This window comes from Yersinia vastinensis (assembly GCF_044905075.1).
GTDB classification, from domain to species: domain Bacteria; phylum Pseudomonadota; class Gammaproteobacteria; order Enterobacterales; family Enterobacteriaceae; genus Yersinia; species Yersinia vastinensis.
Genome location: NZ_CP173260.1, coordinates 3,686,997 through 3,703,775, shown reverse-complemented (window position 1 = coordinate 3,703,775; position 16,779 = coordinate 3,686,997). Strand labels below are relative to the sequence as shown.

Genomic DNA, 16,779 nt, shown 5'->3' with positions numbered 1-16,779 from the left:
CACCGGGGCCTAATCGTGAGGTTAACCGCAGCGGTTACATTTTGATGCTTGAATCTGTTGGAAGAAATCATTCCCTTTATCATCAACCAAGATAAAGGCTGGGAAGTCTTCTACTTCAATCTTCCAGATAGCTTCCATCCCCAATTCAGGATATTCGACACATTCCAGACTCTTAATACTGTTTTGCGCCAATACAGCGGCTGGGCCACCGATGCTGCCCAGATAGAAACCGCCATGTTTGTGACAAGCGTCAGTCACTTGTTGGCTACGGTTACCTTTTGCCAGCATGATCATGCTACCGCCATGGGATTGCAGCAGATCCACGTAGGAATCCATGCGGCCCGCAGTGGTTGGCCCGAGTGAGCCTGATGCATAACCTTCAGGCGTTTTAGCTGGGCCTGCATAATAGATTGGATGGTCTTTAATGTACTGTGGCAGGCCTTCGCCGTTGTCCAGTCGCTCTTTTAATTTGGCATGGGCGATATCGCGGCCAACAATAATGGTGCCACTCAGTGACAGGCGCGTGGATACCGGATACTGCGACAGCTCTTTTAAAATCTCAGGCATTGGGCGGTTAAGGTCGATTTTAACCACTTTGCCTTCTGTGCTCTGGCGCAAATGCTCAGGAATGTATTTCCCCGGATTTTGCTCCAGTTTTTCCAGCCAGATACCTTTACGGTTGATTTTGCCTTTGATATTACGGTCAGCGGAGCAGGAAACACCCATGCCGACAGGGCAGGATGCGCCATGACGTGGTAGCCGAACGACTCGCACATCGTGAGCAAAGTATTTACCACCGAACTGCGCGCCCAGACCTAAATCTTGCGCAGCTTCCAGCAGTTCTTGCTCAAGTTGGATATCACGGAAAGCTTGCCCGTGTTCATTCCCTTCTGTTGGCAATCCATCGTAATACTTGGTTGAAGCCAGTTTAACCGTCTTCAGCGTGCTTTCAGCGGAGGTGCCACCGATAACAAAGGCGATATGGTATGGCGGACAGGCTGCAGTACCCAAGGTGCGCATTTTATCAACCAGATAGTCTTTCAACTTACCCGGTGACAGCAGCGCCTTGGTTTCCTGATACAGATAGGTTTTATTCGCGGAGCCGCCACCTTTGGTGACGAACAGGAATTTGTAATCCTCACCTTCAGTGCTGTACAAATCAATCTGTGCTGGCAGATTGGTGCCGGTGTTCACTTCTTTATACATATCCAACGCTGCATTTTGCGAGTAGCGTAGGTTATCTTCAATAAAGGTGTTATACACGCCGCGTGACAGTGCTTGCGCATCATTACCGCCGGTCCAAACGCGCTGACCTTTTTTGCCCACGATAATCGCGGTGCCGGTATCCTGACAGGTCGGTAAAATCCCTTTGGCGGAGATTTCTGAATTGCGCAGGAATTGCAGGGCAACATATTTATCGTTTTCACTTGCTTGTGGGTCATCCAAAATAGCGGCGACTTGCTTTTGGTGGGCGGGGCGAAGCAGGAATGACGCGTCGTGGAAAGCATGTTGGGCGAGGAGGGTCAGGGCTTCTGGCTCGACTTTTAGAATGTCGTGGCCTTCAAACTGTGTAACCGAGACATGATTATTACTGACAAGGTAATACTCAGTATCATCTTCCTTTAATGGGAAGGGATCCTGATAGTGGAACGGTTTGTTTGACATATTTTTCTCACATTCAACATCAGCTAGCGAAAGTGTTCGATAACAGAAACAAGCATTGGCAAATCGAGCCTATCTATTTTTAGCCCTGATCTTACTATAGAAAGTGATTGTCAGGCGACGGCGCCACCCTCTTTATAACGGGTGGATCTCATTTTCCGCACTTATCGATGGCCCTGACAGCATGATGGTGGGAGACTGGCCGACCGCCAGCAGATAACACTGCCATAAGCGTGCATTTTACCGCGAGATCCTGAATGCTGAACGGCTACATCATCACTGCACTATTCGACATCCACATTTGAGATAACTTGCTCGACATCATCCAACGTACCGATCCTTACCTCTCCGGTTCTGCACATTTTACTTTTATCGATCAGCAAAATAGATTGTGTGGCGCGCTTAAGCAGCATGGTTTTGAATTCGGCATTAAATGGGTTGGAATCCCACATAACACCGTCAGTATCAATGCCTTCACATGAGAAGATAAACAGGTCGATTTCGATGGTTTTCAGTAACGAAAAAAGGGCTGGATTAACGTAGCAAGCATACTTGCGCTGCAACAGACCACCGGCACTGATCAGCTCGATATTTTGGTGTTTCGCCAGTTCCTGACAAATTCGCACGCTATTGGTAAATACCGTGATATCGATATCCGGGAGTTTTTTGGCTAAATACCAGCAGGTGGAACTGGCATCCAGCGCAATCACCATCCCGCTGTCAATCAATGATAAAGCATGGTCGGCAATGCTGGCCTTGCTGGAAAGATGGCTCTTTAAGCGCTTGGTAAAAGGATCACCGCTATCTTTGGTTGCGCGTTTAATACTTTTGGCTCGCCCATGTTGGCGAATGATCAGCCCTTGTGCTTGTAGCTCGTTTAGGTCACGGCGAATGGTTTCCTGACTGACCGCCAGTAAACGGGCTAGGTCTGCCGTCGTCAGCGTTTCATGCTGCTTAATGTGTTGCAGGATTTCCTGATGACGAGACGCTTTCATTATCCTCTCCGTCAGCAAAGCCATGTATTTCATACCTGATGAGTATCAGTATTAAATACATGGCTAAAGGGGTGAGGTTACGTGATAGTCGATTTAAAAAACAGGCGTCACCCCTTTCTTTAGCAGAATATTGCCATACTTGGCGGTCTCTCCTGTGATGACGATCGCAAATGCTTGTTGGGCGCGCTGATAAAACGCAAAACGATCAATACGCTCGACTGGCAGGGCTTTTTTAGCCCCAAATAGGGCGCGTAAATAACGTTTCTCAACCGAGGCATCGAGTGTGTCACCATCAACTGCGGCCATCATCACCAGTGGTGGTGCATAGCTGTCGAGTTCAAATAATGGTATGGTGGCCTCCAGTAACGCACTGACAGATAATCCGTCGGCATGAATCACTTGCGGCCCGTTGTTTTTACCAATGGCATGAGCGGGAAAATGGGCATCTGAAAAGATAATTTCATCGCCGTGCCCCATTTCTGCCAATGTTTTTAGCAACTGCGGTGATAGCAGTGGTGAGATGGTTTTAAGCATGACACGCTCCTTTTAAAGGTATGGCTTGCATTAAGGGAATGGGGAGGGCAGAGAGCGCCTGATAAAGTGGCTGTTGGTCGCCCGGTTGATAATATTGATAGCGGTAATTAACCTGCGTTCGAGCCTCTTCGGCACTGGCGTAGTAGCCTGTCGCGTGCCAGGCAAACAGTGCCGCACCTAACACGGTAGTTTCGGCCTCATCAATGACTTTAACCGGTAGATTGAGCACGTCAGCTTTGATTTGATTCCACAATGCATTGCGGCTGCCACCGCCAACCAGCAGCAACTCTTTGGTATGGAATTCACCAATCCTTTCCAGCACCGTCAGATTGTTTTTCAATTGCCAGGCCAGACCTTCTAACGCCGAGCGGTAAAAATGCCCACGCCCACTGGAGAGCGAAACTCCTTGCCAGCCACCGGACAATTTGTGGCGTGCGTTGCCGAGCAAGTTACAATCCATTCTCACTCCATCAGCACCCGGTGCGATAGCCTCGGCCTCGCGAATCATCCGCTGATAAACATCATCACAGGCATCATCGTGCCAGTACAATTGTCGAACCCACTCCAGTACACCAGAGGCCAACCACTGCAAACCGGGGTTAAATAACCGTGGGCAACTGTCGAGTTCGCAGGTAGAACCGGCAAATTGCGGTAACAGGGCGGTATTCACACGAGGTGTTCGCACCATTAGAATTTCCCATGTACCTGATGACAGCACGGGTTGATCTAAACCAGCCCCTGAGCCAAATAGCGCAAATTGGGTGTCGTGGCCGGCAGAAATCACGGGTAAACCAGCAGGTAGCCCTAGTGACGTCGCAATATCCGGTTGTAGTTGCCCGATAATGTCACCTGCAGCAACCATTGGCGGAAAGAGGTCTGCTTGAATGCCTATCCTCTGTAAAATTTCGCTGCTGAATTGTTCACGCTTCACATCCAATAGTTGGCTGGTGCCCGCCATGGTGCGGTCTGTGGTAAATTCCCCGGTGAGGCGCTGATTAATTAAGGACGAAATAAACAGCCAAGCATGGGCCTGCTCGATTAAATCTGGCCGATTTTCTTGTAACCAAATCAGCTTGTACAAGGTGTTAAAACTAAACTGACCAATGCCGGATATCTGTTGTAACTTTTCGGCGGACAGATAGCGGGCGATATTTTCCATCACCGCAACGGTGCGTGGGCATTTCCAACTGATAATCGGATACAGCATCTTGCCTTTAGCATCGACTAACGCACCGTCTACACCAAAAGTCGTCACTGTCACTGCGTGGATCTTATCTTGTTGAATCTGTGACAGTAACTTACGGCAGCATTGGGCGAAACTCTGCAAAATGCCCTCCAGTGGCCATAATTGCCACTGCGGATTAGCCGGGTCGGATTGGCTATGATTGGGCAACACAGCTTTAGCGACGACTACGCCTTGAGGGTCTACTGCAATTGCTCGGATATTGGTTGCGCCGCAATCTAAAACGATGACCACATCGCGCTTCATAAAGGCTCCTGTAACGGCTATCTGGCAGCAAAGAAGGTTATCTGGCCCCAGTGAAGAGTGGTTTTCACCGGGGCAGATCGCCTAATGAGTTTAAAAATGACGGATTATTATTTTTTATATAATGGGCCGTAATTCTGGCAGGCACGGTAATCTTGCCCTTCGATATCCATACCGTGTGCGCCCCAAGCGGTTGGCCGGTAGACTCTCTCCTCTTCCACGTTGTGCATGCAAACAGGAATGCGCAGCATTGAGGCTAAAGTAATCAGGTCCGCGCCCACATGGCCGATGGTCAGCACACCATGGTTTGCTCCCCAATTCGCCATGACGGAATACACATCGCTAAATGGCCCTTTACCCGTCAGGCGCGGTGCAAACCAAGTGGTAGGCCAGCTTGAGTCGGTGCGTTTATCCAGAGTGTCATGGACCGATTTTGGTAACTCAACACTCCAGCCTTCCGCAATTTGCAATACTGGCCCAACACCCTTAATCAGATTGATGCGGCTCATGGTGAATGGCACGCCGCCACGGGTCAGGAAACGAGAGGAAAAGCCGCCGCCCCGGAAATATTCATGAATCGCCGGACACCATTCAGTGGCAGCTAAACACGCATCGGCTTCTTGTTGGCTCACTTGCCAATGTGGTTTGATGGTAGGTTTACCTTGAGCATCATTTTGGCAGCAAGTGCCATCCAATGCAGCGGAACCCGAGTTAATCAGGTGGATAATGCCGTGCTCGGCAACGCCCTCAAGCTGGTGGCCGGTCACGCGCTGTACTGCTTCCGGTGACCAATAAGTACGGACATCAGCAAAGATCTGCGCAGTCCCGGTCAGCGTATGGCCAAATAGCATTGCAACGCCGTTCAAACTGTCATTTTCGGTAGCGATAACCATGGGTTTTCGCACCCCATTCCAGTCGAACGAGCTGTTTAGCAAGGCTTCAGCGGTATCCCCGTTCGAGTATTGATCCGTCCAGTGACGCTGCCCTTGGAAACCGGCGGCGATGGCGTTGTAACCCAATGCTTCTTCACCAAAACCTTTGGCGGCCAGTGCTGGGTTGCCTTGCATCATGTCGCGGATGCATATTGCCATTTGTAGGCTTTCACGGAGCACTGCGCGGCTGCTTTCTGGGGAGCGACGATATTGTTCGGCGTTTTTATCTGGCCCAAATTTGAAATTGTTATCAGCCCATGCCAGTGCCAGTTCTAGCTCTTGTTCATCATAGATTTTGTGGTCAATGCGGCGGCGCAGTTCAGTCATGTCCACTGCCTGCACTTTCATCCCTAGCCAAGATTCAAAGAAATTATGATCAACAATGGAACCGGCAATCCCCATCGATACCCCACCAAGTGAGAGGTAACTTTTGCCTTTTAAGCTGGCGACGGCTAAGCCAGCACGGGCGAATCGCAACAATTTTTCCTGCACATCAGTAGGGATGCGGGTGTCATTGGCATCTTGTACGTCATGACCATAAATAGAAAAAGCAGGTAGCCCTTTCTGATTATGTGCCGCCAGTGCTGCGGCCAGATAAACGGCTCCTGGGCGTTCGGTGCCATTGAAGCCCCAAATAGCTTTCGGGCGGAACGGGTCCATATCAATGGTTTCGCTGCCATAACACCAGCAAGGTGTCACGGTGATGGTCAGCCCGATATTCTGAGCACTGAATTTATCATCACAAGCGGCAGATTCGGCCATGCCTGCAATACAGGTATCGGCAATGACGCACTCAACTGGTGTTCCGCAAGGATGGCGCACCACTTCGTGAAGAAATTCTGCGGTGGCGCGGGCCATTTTCATGGTTTGTTCTTCCAGTGACTCACGCACGCCCATTCTGCGACCATCGATGACCGGACGGATACCAATTTTAGGTAACTGAATTGTCTTTTTCATAATTGTTCCTTATGTTCTGTAGCAAAATTTAATTTATTAGTTACCCGCGGAATTAATTCACGGGAGACGTTTTGAATTTGGCGAAAATAAAGATAATGGCAAAGCACAATGCTGGAATAAGTTCTGCTGTCGGTATATTTCCTGCTGCGTCACTGACCAGCCCCATAATAGGCGTTACAATCCCGCCACCGACAATGGTCATGACAATAATAGATGCACCATATTTAGTGTCTTGATTCAGATTCTTAATGCCTAAAGAGAATATGGTTGGATACTGTATGGACATGAACATGCTGCATAGCGTTAATGCTAATAGTCCAAAATGCCCACCAAAGGCGGCAGAGATAATACACAGTAACATCGAGATAAAGGCATAGGCCGCTAATACTTTCTCTGGGGCAAAACGTGTAATTAACCAAGTGCCACTAAATCGACCAATAAAGAAACAGACCATGGTGGCGGTTAGATAATTCGCGGCGTATCCAGGCGTAATATTAGGTAATTCTTCTATTGCATAACGAATTAAATAACTCCAACACGCAGTTTGAGCACCGACATAACAAAATTGTGCTAATACCGCCCAACGCCAATGGGTTATTTTTAATAAGCGAGGTAATGAAGCAAAGAAAGAACCATTATGTGTATCGTCTGATTCACTTTTTATTGCCGGAAACCGAGTAATAAGAATTAATAGTGCTACAAAGATAACCACTGCCACAATAATTAAATAGGGTAACTGTACTGCTTTGACCAAGCTATGATGGTAGCTATTCAAATCTTCGACAGACAATTTATCCAATACTTCTTGTGTTTGGTGAGGAACATTCGAGAGGATTAAACTTTGTCCGAACACAACGGCAATGATGGCTCCGAAGGAGTTAAATGTTTGCGCCAAGTTGATACGGAAATGGCTACTTTTTTCTGGCCCCAGAACGGTAACAAAAGGATTTGCAGCTGTTTCAAGGCAACCTAAACCTGCGGCAATAATAAATAAACCGATTAAAAACAAAGTGTAATTCATTGTTTCAGCGGCAGGCCAGAACAGCGCAGCCCCAAAAGCGTAGAACAGCAGTCCGGTAATAATCCCTGCTTTATAACTGAACCTTTTCATCAAGATACCCGCGGGGATCGGAATCAAAAAGTAACCAAAATAGAAAGAGGATTGGATCAACCCCGCTTGAAAATTAGTTAGGGTGAATGCCTGCTGAAACTGGGGTAATAAAATATCATTCAAGTTGTTTGCTACTGCCCAAAGGAAGAACAGTGAGCACAGCAATGCGAAAGGAATCAGATATCTTTTTTTATTTGCCGACTCGTCACTTACCGAGGCGGAAATTTTGGTGCTATCTGTTTGTATTAAAATATTTCCCATGATGCCCTCGTCAGATGTTGCACTTATTCTACTCGTCTTAAAATGCGTAGTATTCGACGGAAGTCTTTTATTTAATGAATGATGATTTTATTTCATCTGGCATTTATGAGTGCCGGGTGAAATTAAAATATCCTCATTGCGTTAAGTCCCGTCCTTTATAAGGCAAAAACCACTGAAAAGTATGAGCTGAATCACATTGGTAACTCAATGCTGATATTTTGTGATGACAATCACTTTAAATAAAAACATTTCATGACCGTTTGAAATGAAATGTGTTTCAAACCCACATGCATAATGACCGATTTTTTTATTTTCGTCACAAACGGTCAATTCAAGCTGGATATAACTATGTTCGGTTGTTGAACTGCCACTTGACCGTTTAATCATATTATTTTTTCAAACGGACATTTTATAAAAATAAATAAAATTTAAATTGCCAGAAAGTGAGCAATAGTCATGACATTGATCACAAATTTGTATGCTTAATTTTTGACTTCAAATAAATAAGCGAAAAATATCTCTCACATTCACCATTGTTAACGTTCATTGGCCCCTATCCATTATTTAATGCATTTTTATATTTAGGTGTAAGAGAGGAATAAATGAAGAAAGAAGCATTGGCGCGCGACATTATTAACACTTGCCTGGAAATGACCCGATTGGGCCTTAATCAAGGAACCGCAGGTAATGTTAGCGTGCGCTATCAGGAAGGATTTTTGATTACGCCGTCGGGTATTGCCTACGACAAACTGACTGAGTCGCACATTGTTTATATTGATGCTGACGGCCACCATGAAGCCGGTAAAGTTCCCTCCAGTGAATGGCGTTTTCATCAGGCGGTTTACCAGACTCGCCCCGATGCCAATGCCGTGGTGCACAATCATTCCATTCATTGTACGGCAGTTTCGATTCTTAACCGTCCAATCCCCGCCATTCATTACATGATTGCGGCCGCTGGAGGGGATGATATCCCATGTGCACCTTACGCCACTTTTGGCACCAAAGCACTTTCAGAGCATGTCGCTAATGCAATGAAACACCGTAAGGCGACACTATTGCAGCATCACGGACTGATTGCGTGTGAAGAAAATCTGGCAAAAGCATTGTGGTTAGCTCACGAAGTGGAGGTATTGGCCACGCTACTATTGGCTATTTTGCCCATTGTTGATGAGGTCCCGGTGTTATCTAAAGAGGAAATCAGTGTGGTTTTGGAGAAATTCAAAACCTACGGTTTGCGGGTCGAAGAATAGTCAGTGGATTAACACATTGAGGAATCAATCATGAATAGAATGATTTTAAATGAAATGGCCTGGTTTGGTCGCGGTTCACTGGATGCCTTGACCGACGAGGTATCTCGGCGCGGCTATCAAAAAGCTTTAGTGGTAACAGATAAAATATTGCTCGAATGTGGTGTGGCAACGCGTTTAATGGACCGTCTGGAACAGGCGAGTCTGGACTTTGCGGTTTTTGACGCTGTTAAACCCAATCCGACTATCAGTATTGTGCAACAAGGAGTGGCTGCCTTTCGGCAAAGTGGAGCGGATTATCTGATAGCTCTTGGCGGTGGTTCACCACAAGATACCTGTAAAGCTATTGGTATTATCATTAATAACCCTGAATTTTCTGATGTGCGCAGTCTGGAAGGGGTTGCCGACACCCACCAGCCTTGCGTACCGATTCTGGCTATCCCAACCACGGCGGGTACAGCAGCAGAAGTCACTATCAATTACGTCATTACCGATGAAGAGCGGCGGCGCAAGTTTGTTTGTGTTGACCCTCATGCGATTCCTGCTATTGCCTTTATTGATGCCGATATGATGGACAGCATGCCCGCAGCGCTCAAGGCTGCTACCGGTGTGGATGCTCTAACCCATGCTATAGAGGGGTATTTGACTAAAGGGGCTTGGGAACTCACGGATGCTTTGCATCTGAAAGCTATCGAAATTATCAATCGGTCATTGCGTGCTTCCGTAAAAGGCGATGCGACAGCAACCGAGGATATGGCGCTTGGGCAGTATATCGCGGGAATGGGATTTTCGAATGTGGGTCTTGGATTGGTGCATGGAATGGCTCACCCGCTGGGGGCGTTTTATAACATGCCACATGGTGTCGCCAATGCGATTTTACTGCCGTATATCATGCGCTATAACGCCCCTTATACTGGCGAGCGTTTTCGCCAAATCGCCATGGCGATGGGGTTGGATAACGCCCAAAGTTCACCGTTGGAGCAGGTGCGCGAGCAAACTATTGAGGCAGTGATTGCCTTAAACCGCGATATCGGTATTCCATCTTCTCTGAGTGCTGTGGGGATGCGGGCCGATGATATTCCGGTGTTGGCGGTAGCAGCATTTGCTGATGTTTGTACCGGAGGAAACCCGCGCGACACCACGATTGATGAGATCATGGCGCTCTATCATCAAGCCTGCTAAATAATAGAACCGTTTTTCATCACAAATTCACTATAAAGCAGCGGGGAAAACCAAATCCTTACTGCTTTATTGATGCCAAACAAATCCCGCACTACCTAAAAGAGGTAAAAATAGTGCTAGCGGGACGGGTTATTAATTATCCTAATTATAAAACTTGCCGTAATTGGGCCAGCGGCCCCCACTAAGTACCCCTTCCATCCCGCTTATTTACTCATTTTTTTGAATTAATCGGATGTCATCTTTGCGGGTGATCTCCATTTTCTGGAATGCAACCAAGTGGGAATCTTATGAAAGAGACCAACGAATCCCGACTGTTAACAGCAGAAGTTTCGCGCCGAAAACTGGTCCAAACGACACTCGTTGGCGGCCTTGCCATCGCCACCGGCGCGTTTTCGCTGCCGTTCTCCCGCACGGCCCGTGCTGTCCAATCTGCAATCAACCCCACCAATGACGGTAAAGTCATTTGGAGTGCTTGCACCGTTAACTGCGGTAGCCGCTGTCCATTACGTATGCATGTTGTTGATGGCGAAATTAAATATGTCGAAACTGACAATACCGGCGATGATAATTTTGATGGCTTACATCAAGTACGTGCGTGCTTGCGTGGCCGTTCAATGCGCCGTCGAGTATATAACCCTGACCGATTGAAATACCCGATGAAGCGTGTTGGTGCGCGTGGGGAGGGTAAATTCAAACGCATCTCGTGGGAAGAGGCTTTTGATACTATCGCCGCCAGTATGCAGCACATTATCAAAGAATATGGCAATGAAGCCATTTATCTGAATTACGGCACTGGGACTCTGGGTGGCACCATGACCCGCTCTTGGCCACCGGGTTCAACACTATTGGCGCGTTTAATGAATTGCTGTGGTGGCTATCTTAATCATTATGGCGACTACAGTACTGCACAAATTGCTGCGGGTCTGAATTACACCTATGGCGGCTGGGCTGATGGTAATAGCCCATCAGATATTGAAAACAGCAAGTTAGTGGTGATGTTTGGTAACAACCCCGGCGAAACCCGGATGAGTGGTGGCGGCGTCACCTATTATCTGGAACAGGCGCGGGAAAAATCCAATGCTAAGATGATTGTGATTGATCCTCGCTATACTGATACCGCCGCTGGTCGTGAAGACGAGTGGATCCCGATTAGACCAGGAACCGATGCTGCACTGGCCTCTGCATTGGCTTATGTCATGATCACTGAAAATCTGGTTGATCAGCCATTCCTCGACAAATATTGCGTCGGCTATGACGAGAAAACGTTGCCAGAGGGTGCACCGAAAAACGGTCATTATAAGGCTTATATTTTAGGGGAGGGGGCAGATAAAACCGCCAAAACGCCACAGTGGGCAGAGGCTATTACTGGGATTCCGGCGGCAAAAATCATCAAGCTGGGGCGTGAGATAGGGTCGGTCAAACCGGCTTACATTGCGCAGGGTTGGGGGCCACAGCGTCATTCCAACGGTGAGAATACCAGCCGCGCCATTGCCATGCTGGCTATTCTGACGGGTAACGTCGGCATTAATGGCGGTAACTCTGGTGCTCGAGAAGGCTCCTATGGTTTGCCGTTTGTTCGAATGCCAACCTTAGAAAACCCGGTTAAAACCAGTATTTCTATGTTCATGTGGACTGATGCCATTGAGCGTGGCCCAGAAATGACGGCGACTCGCGATGGTGTCCGTGGCAAAGATAAGCTGGATGTGCCGATCAAATTTATTTGGAACTACGCCAGTAACTGCCTGATTAATCAGCACGCTGAAATCAACCGTACCCATGACATTTTGCAAGATGATAAGAAGTGCGAAATGATTGTGGTCATCGATAACCATATGACATCGTCGGCGAAATACGCCGATATTATCTTGCCAGACTGCACCGCTTCTGAGCAGATGGACTTCTGCCTTGATGCGTCCAGTGGCAACATGGCGTATGTCATCTTTGCTGATCAGGTAATCAAACCGCGCTTTGAATGCAAAAACATTTACGAGATGACCACTGAGCTGGCAAAACGCATGGGGGTCGAGCAGCAATTTACGGAAGGGCGCACGCAAGAAGGTTGGTTACGCTACCTTTACCAACAATCGCAAGAGGCCATTCCAGAGCTGCCTTCATTCGAGGAGTTCCGCGCGCAGGGGATCTTTAAAAAACGCGATCCTGAGGGCCATCATGTGGCCTATAAAGCGTTCCGCGCCGATCCTGAAGCTAATCCACTCAGCACACCATCCGGTAAAATCGAGATTTACTCCGCTGAGTTGGCGCAGATTGCAAAAACGTGGGAGTTACAACCTGACGATGTTATCGATCCGCTGCCAGTGTATGCCGCCGGTTTCGAGAGCTTTGATGACCCGCTTAACCAGAAGTATCCACTGCAACTGACCGGGTTCCATTACAAATCCAGAACCCACTCTACTTACGGTAACGTCGATGTACTCAAAGCATCTTGTCGCCAAGAGATGTGGATTAACCCGATAGATGCTAGAGAGCGCAATATCAAAAATGGCGATATGGTGCGGATATTCAATGGCCGTGGCGAAGTTCAGATTAACGCTAAAGTCACACCGCGCATGATGCCGGGGGTTGTCGCATTGGGTGAGGGGGCATGGTACAGCCCGGATGAGAAACGTATCGACCGAGCGGGCAGCATTAACGTGTTAACGACTCAGCGACCGTCTCCGTTGGCGAAAGGGAACCCATCCCACACCAACCTCGTTCAAGTAACCAAGGCATAAGGAGCTAAATGATGACGCAATATGGTTTTTACATCGACTCCAGCCGTTGCACGGGTTGCAAAACTTGCGAACTGGCTTGCAAGGATTTCAAAAACTTATCAACGGATGTCAGCTTCCGGCGCATCTACGAATATGCCGGGGGGGATTGGCAGCAGGATAATGGTGCATGGCATCAGAATGTGTTCGCTTACTATCTGTCTATTGCCTGCAACCACTGTAGCGACCCCGCCTGTACCAAAGTGTGCCCGAGTGGTGCAATGCATAAACGCGATGACGGCTTTGTGGTGGTGAACGAGGACATTTGTATTGGTTGTCGCTACTGCGATATGGCTTGCCCATACGGTGCGCCGCAATATGATGCCGAAAAAGGGCATATGACCAAGTGTGATGGCTGCTATGAGCGTGTGGCTGCGGGTAAAAAGCCGATTTGTGTCGACTCCTGCCCACTGCGAGCGTTGGATATGGCCCCGATTGATGAACTGCGCGAGAAATACGGTGACTTAGCGGAAGTCGCGCCATTGCCATCGGCGCATTTCACGCTGCCAAATATTGTCGTGAAACCGAATGCCAACAGCCGCCCGGTCAGAGATACCACCGGCCATCTGGCAAATCCGGAGGAGGTGTAACATGGGCATGGGATGGCATGAATGGCCGCTAATGGTCTTTACGGTTCTGGGGCAGTGTGTGGTCGGGGGCTTTATTGTTCTGGGGCTAGCACTGATATTCGGTGGTTTTAATCGCGGGCAACAACTGCGGATTCACCGTAGCATGTTTGTCTTGTGGGTACTGATGGCGCTGGCCTTTATCGCCTCGACATTGCACTTAGGGTCGCCTATGCGCGCGTTCAATTCATTGAACAGAGTCGGGGAATCAGCACTGAGTAATGAGATTGCCGCCGGTTCGGCGTTCTTTGCAGTGGCTGGTTTTTACTGGTTGTTGGCGGTATTAGAGAAAATGCCTGCTATGCTCGGTAAAATCTGGCTGGTGGTGGCAATGGTCTTGGGCGTGGTATTTGTTTATGCCATGTGTATGGTTTATTCCATTGATACCGTGCCAACGTGGGACAACCTCTATACGCCGCTGGGCTTTGTCTTGACCGTCTTTATCGGTGGCCCAATGTTAGGCTATCTGCTGCTGCAACTGGCTGATGTCAATATGGACGGTACCCGTGGCCGTATGATGCTGCAATTACCGATGATCAGTGTATTGGCGCTGATTATCAGTATTGCTAGTGTCATTATGCAGGCAGCGAGTTTGTCGACTATTTATAGCTCAGTACAACAGGCTTCAGAGCTTATTCCCAATTACGGGACGCTAATGGTCTGGCGGTTAGTGCTGCTAGTCTTGGGGTTGGGGTGCTGGATTTGTCCGTTGATCCGTGGTCGCACACCAATGACACTGGGGATGATCTTTGCCATGCTACTGATTATTGCGGGTGAATTGATTGGTCGCGGTGTGTTTTACGGGCTGCATATGACAGTCGGTATGGCCGTCGGCGGGTAATTGTTCACTAAACGGCTGCTGCGCCTAGCCATTCTGGGTTGGCGCAGTGCTCGCCCAGACTGACTTTGCTCGCAACGCCTTGATCGAGTGTGTTCACTAAACGGCTACTGCGCTTTGCTATTCTAGGGGGGCAGTAGCTGGCTTAATCTGAACCCAATATCATTCAGGATAATATTTGATGGTTGAAAATAACATTGTTTATCAACATATTGCATTAACCGGCCGAGTGCTGGGGGCGCTGTTTTATTGTGAGCCAGACAGCCCGGCATGCAGTGATATTGTGGCGCAATTGAGCAGTGGCTCATGGTTAACACAATGGCCTTATGGGCGTGAAGATCAACTGGCTCCCATCGCCAAGTTACTGGCGCAATCAGAGACAGAGGAAACGTGGGAAGAAGCCTGGCAGCGGTTATTTATTGGCCCTTATGCTTTGCCTGCCCCTCCTTGGGGTTCGGTGTATCTGGATAAAGAAAATGTACTGTTTGGGGATTCGACCCTCAAATTGCGTCACTGGATGGCCGAGCAGCAAGTGGAAGTCACACTGGATACGGATGAACCCGAAGATCAGTTTGGTTTAGTGCTGATGATGGCGGCCTGGCTGGCAGAGAATCAACCCGAAAATCTACCTGATTTGCTGGCAGAACATGTACTGCCTTGGGCTTACCGCTATCTGGCTTTACTGCAATCTGATGCCGGGCACCCATTTTATCAAGGGGTAGCCCAGTTGGCAGCCCTGACGTTGAGCCATTGGCAGCATGAATTGCAGGTTACCCCGGTTGTGGTTCAGCTATATCGCTGAGTCAGCATTGAGTTAATGACTCAAGAATAAATGTCACTTTCTTACCAATATTGCTCGCCATGCAAACTAATGCATCAAGAGTAAGTTTCTCTGTTTTTTGATTCACCACATCAGACATTCTAGGGCGCGACACGTGTAATAATGTGGTCGCGTCCACTTGTCGTACTCCTTCAGATTTCATCGGCTAATCAATTCGTTTTTACAACTGTTATCTCCTCATTTCCCATGACCGTATCCGATCCGGCTCTTTTCGTATCGACTAATTTGTGACCGGCCTCTACTTTCCTTATTCTCATATTGGACAAGGCGTGGGGCGTTTGTATTATTAGATTGAATATAAATTTAATAGTGAATATATATTCAATGCGGAGAAAAATAATGAAAAATACCCTACTGAAATCCTGTCTTACCGCAGCATTGATCTCAATGGCGGGTGTTGCTGGCGCAGCCAGTAACGGTCTGATCGCCATTATCACCCCTTCCCACGATAACCCGTTCTTTAAAGCAGAGGCCGAGGGCGCTAAAGCCAAAGCAACAGAGTTGGGATACACCGTTCTGGTTGCTTCTCATGATGACGATGTGAACAAACAGAACCAATTGCTAGAAACGGCCATCGCCCGGAAAGCCAAAGCGATCATTCTGGATAACGCAGGTTCCGATGCCACTATCGGGCCATTGAAGAAAGCCAAAGCGGCAGGGATCCCAACCTTTCTGATTGACCGCGAAATCAACGAAACCGGTATTGCGGTCTCGCAAATCGTGTCGAACAACTATCAGGGCGCACAACTGGGCGCAGAGAAGTTCGTCGTGCTGATGGGCGGCAAAGGCAAATATGTTGAATTGCTAGGCCGTGAATCTGATACCAACGCCCATGTTCGCTCACAGGGTTATCACGATGTGATTGACGAACACAGCGACATGAAAATGGTCGCCCAACAGACTGCAAACTGGAGCCAAACTGAAGCCTTCAACCGGATGGAGTCCATTTTGCAGGCTAATCCAGACATCACTGGGGTGATTTCGGGTAACGACACTATGGCACTCGGCGCTGAAGCAGCATTAAAAGCCGCTGGGCGTAACGATGTCATCGTGGTTGGATTTGACGGCAGTGACTATGTCCGCGACTCCATCATCAACAAAGGCAACATCAAAGCCACAGTGCTCCAGCCGGGTTGGGCACAAGCTCAGATGGCGGTAGTTCAAGCTGATAAATATCTGAAAACCGGTTCAACCGGACAGGAAGAGAAACAGCTGATGGATTGTGTATTGATTGATGAAAACAATGCCAAGAACCTGAATGTCTTCGCGCTGAAAGAGTAACCGTTAAGTCAGATTCTAACACGCGCGTTTAAAGGCAATGAGGGGCGTCGCAGCCCCT

General features: G+C 48.3%; 14 protein-coding genes. 7 read left to right on the top strand and 7 right to left on the bottom strand.

Translation table 11 applies throughout. The annotated features are described in order from the left end of the window. Positions 1 to 21: 21 nt before the first annotated feature. The 6 genes from fumA to fucP all read right to left on the bottom strand — a co-directional run bounded on the left by fumA (position 22) and on the right by fucP (position 7,938). Entirely contained in the window at positions 22 to 1,665 is a 1,644-nt protein-coding gene (fumA, locus tag ACIOG0_RS17240) for a class I fumarate hydratase FumA (RefSeq protein ID WP_128451252.1), read from the bottom strand. 281 nt (positions 1,666 to 1,946) lie between these two features. Continuing rightward, the gene (gene fucR / locus ACIOG0_RS17235) at positions 1,947 to 2,657 is read right to left on the bottom strand and encodes an L-fucose operon activator (RefSeq protein WP_050100223.1); all 711 of its coding nucleotides are present in this window, start codon (positions 2,655 to 2,657) and stop codon (positions 1,947 to 1,949) included. Positions 2,658 to 2,750: 93 nt separating this feature from the next. Then, positions 2,751 to 3,191 (bottom strand): L-fucose mutarotase, encoded by a 441-nt coding sequence (fucU, locus tag ACIOG0_RS17230; RefSeq protein ID WP_050100221.1) that lies wholly within the window; start codon positions 3,189 to 3,191, stop codon positions 2,751 to 2,753. Continuing rightward, positions 3,184 to 4,680, bottom strand: coding sequence for an L-fuculokinase (gene fucK, locus ACIOG0_RS17225; protein ID WP_128451251.1), 1,497 nt, complete (start codon positions 4,678 to 4,680; stop codon positions 3,184 to 3,186). Before fucK ends, fucU begins: the two co-directional genes overlap by 8 nt. A 107-nt stretch (positions 4,681 to 4,787) precedes the next feature. Continuing rightward, positions 4,788 to 6,566: an L-fucose isomerase gene (gene fucI / locus ACIOG0_RS17220; protein WP_050140564.1), complete on the bottom strand. Its 1,779-nt coding sequence runs from the start codon at positions 6,564 to 6,566 to the stop codon at positions 4,788 to 4,790. A gap of 52 nt (positions 6,567 to 6,618) precedes the next feature. Beyond that, entirely contained in the window at positions 6,619 to 7,938 is a 1,320-nt protein-coding gene (fucP, locus tag ACIOG0_RS17215) for an L-fucose:H+ symporter permease (RefSeq protein ID WP_128451249.1), read from the bottom strand. 602 nt (positions 7,939 to 8,540) lie between these two features. On the opposite strand from fucP, the gene ACIOG0_RS17210 reads away from it, so the two are divergent. From ACIOG0_RS17210 to dmsD, 6 genes are all read left to right on the top strand, one after another. Continuing rightward, the gene (locus ACIOG0_RS17210; RefSeq protein WP_050100212.1) at positions 8,541 to 9,188 is read left to right on the top strand and encodes an L-fuculose-phosphate aldolase; all 648 of its coding nucleotides are present in this window, start codon (positions 8,541 to 8,543) and stop codon (positions 9,186 to 9,188) included. Between the two features lie 30 nt (positions 9,189 to 9,218). Next, positions 9,219 to 10,367, top strand: coding sequence for a lactaldehyde reductase (gene fucO, locus ACIOG0_RS17205; protein ID WP_128451248.1), 1,149 nt, complete (start codon positions 9,219 to 9,221; stop codon positions 10,365 to 10,367). Positions 10,368 to 10,654: 287 nt separating this feature from the next. Then, positions 10,655 to 13,099, top strand: coding sequence for a dimethylsulfoxide reductase subunit A (gene dmsA, locus ACIOG0_RS17200; RefSeq protein WP_050100208.1), 2,445 nt, complete (start codon positions 10,655 to 10,657; stop codon positions 13,097 to 13,099). An 8-nt stretch (positions 13,100 to 13,107) separates the two neighbouring features. Further along, a complete protein-coding gene (locus ACIOG0_RS17195) occupies positions 13,108 to 13,725 on the top strand; it encodes a DMSO/selenate family reductase complex B subunit (RefSeq protein ID WP_050140567.1) in 618 nt (205 codons plus the stop codon). A gap of 1 nt (position 13,726) precedes the next feature. Continuing rightward, complete coding sequence (locus ACIOG0_RS17190; protein ID WP_050100205.1) at positions 13,727 to 14,602, top strand: dimethyl sulfoxide reductase anchor subunit family protein; 876 nt, start codon at positions 13,727 to 13,729, stop codon at positions 14,600 to 14,602. 178 nt (positions 14,603 to 14,780) lie between these two features. Next, complete coding sequence (dmsD, locus tag ACIOG0_RS17185) at positions 14,781 to 15,401, top strand: Tat proofreading chaperone DmsD (RefSeq protein ID WP_186372049.1); 621 nt, start codon at positions 14,781 to 14,783, stop codon at positions 15,399 to 15,401. 1 nt (position 15,402) lies between these two features. Here the strand turns inward: dmsD and ACIOG0_RS17180 are convergent, their stop codons facing one another. After that, complete coding sequence (locus ACIOG0_RS17180; RefSeq protein WP_128451246.1) at positions 15,403 to 15,582, bottom strand: XRE family transcriptional regulator; 180 nt, start codon at positions 15,580 to 15,582, stop codon at positions 15,403 to 15,405. A gap of 197 nt (positions 15,583 to 15,779) precedes the next feature. Here ACIOG0_RS17180 and ACIOG0_RS17175 point away from each other — a divergent pair, with 197 nt between their 5' ends. Continuing rightward, the gene (locus ACIOG0_RS17175) at positions 15,780 to 16,721 is read left to right on the top strand and encodes a D-ribose ABC transporter substrate-binding protein (RefSeq protein WP_019080371.1); all 942 of its coding nucleotides are present in this window, start codon (positions 15,780 to 15,782) and stop codon (positions 16,719 to 16,721) included. The last annotated feature ends 58 nt before the right edge of the window (positions 16,722 to 16,779 follow it).

Bases quoted from the DNA above. Each gene is read 5' to 3' on its own strand.
- dmsA (WP_050100208.1), top strand. From the start codon at position 10,655: ATGAAAGAGACCAACGAATCCCGACTGTTAACAGCAGAAGTTTCGCGC.
- ACIOG0_RS17180 (WP_128451246.1), bottom strand. From the start codon at position 15,582: ATGAAATCTGAAGGAGTACGACAAGTGGACGCGACCACATTATTACAC.
- fumA (WP_128451252.1), bottom strand. From the start codon at position 1,665: ATGTCAAACAAACCGTTCCACTATCAGGATCCCTTCCCATTAAAGGAA.
- fucI (WP_050140564.1), bottom strand. From the start codon at position 6,566: ATGAAAAAGACAATTCAGTTACCTAAAATTGGTATCCGTCCGGTCATC.
- ACIOG0_RS17175 (WP_019080371.1), top strand. From the start codon at position 15,780: ATGAAAAATACCCTACTGAAATCCTGTCTTACCGCAGCATTGATCTCA.
- ACIOG0_RS17195 (WP_050140567.1), top strand. From the start codon at position 13,108: ATGATGACGCAATATGGTTTTTACATCGACTCCAGCCGTTGCACGGGT.
- fucO (WP_128451248.1), top strand. From the start codon at position 9,219: ATGAATAGAATGATTTTAAATGAAATGGCCTGGTTTGGTCGCGGTTCA.
- dmsD (WP_186372049.1), top strand. From the start codon at position 14,781: ATGGTTGAAAATAACATTGTTTATCAACATATTGCATTAACCGGCCGA.
- fucU (WP_050100221.1), bottom strand. From the start codon at position 3,191: ATGCTTAAAACCATCTCACCACTGCTATCACCGCAGTTGCTAAAAACA.
- fucK (WP_128451251.1), bottom strand. From the start codon at position 4,680: ATGAAGCGCGATGTGGTCATCGTTTTAGATTGCGGCGCAACCAATATC.
- ACIOG0_RS17210 (WP_050100212.1), top strand. From the start codon at position 8,541: ATGAAGAAAGAAGCATTGGCGCGCGACATTATTAACACTTGCCTGGAA.
- ACIOG0_RS17190 (WP_050100205.1), top strand. From the start codon at position 13,727: ATGGGCATGGGATGGCATGAATGGCCGCTAATGGTCTTTACGGTTCTG.
- fucR (WP_050100223.1), bottom strand. From the start codon at position 2,657: ATGAAAGCGTCTCGTCATCAGGAAATCCTGCAACACATTAAGCAGCAT.
- fucP (WP_128451249.1), bottom strand. From the start codon at position 7,938: ATGGGAAATATTTTAATACAAACAGATAGCACCAAAATTTCCGCCTCG.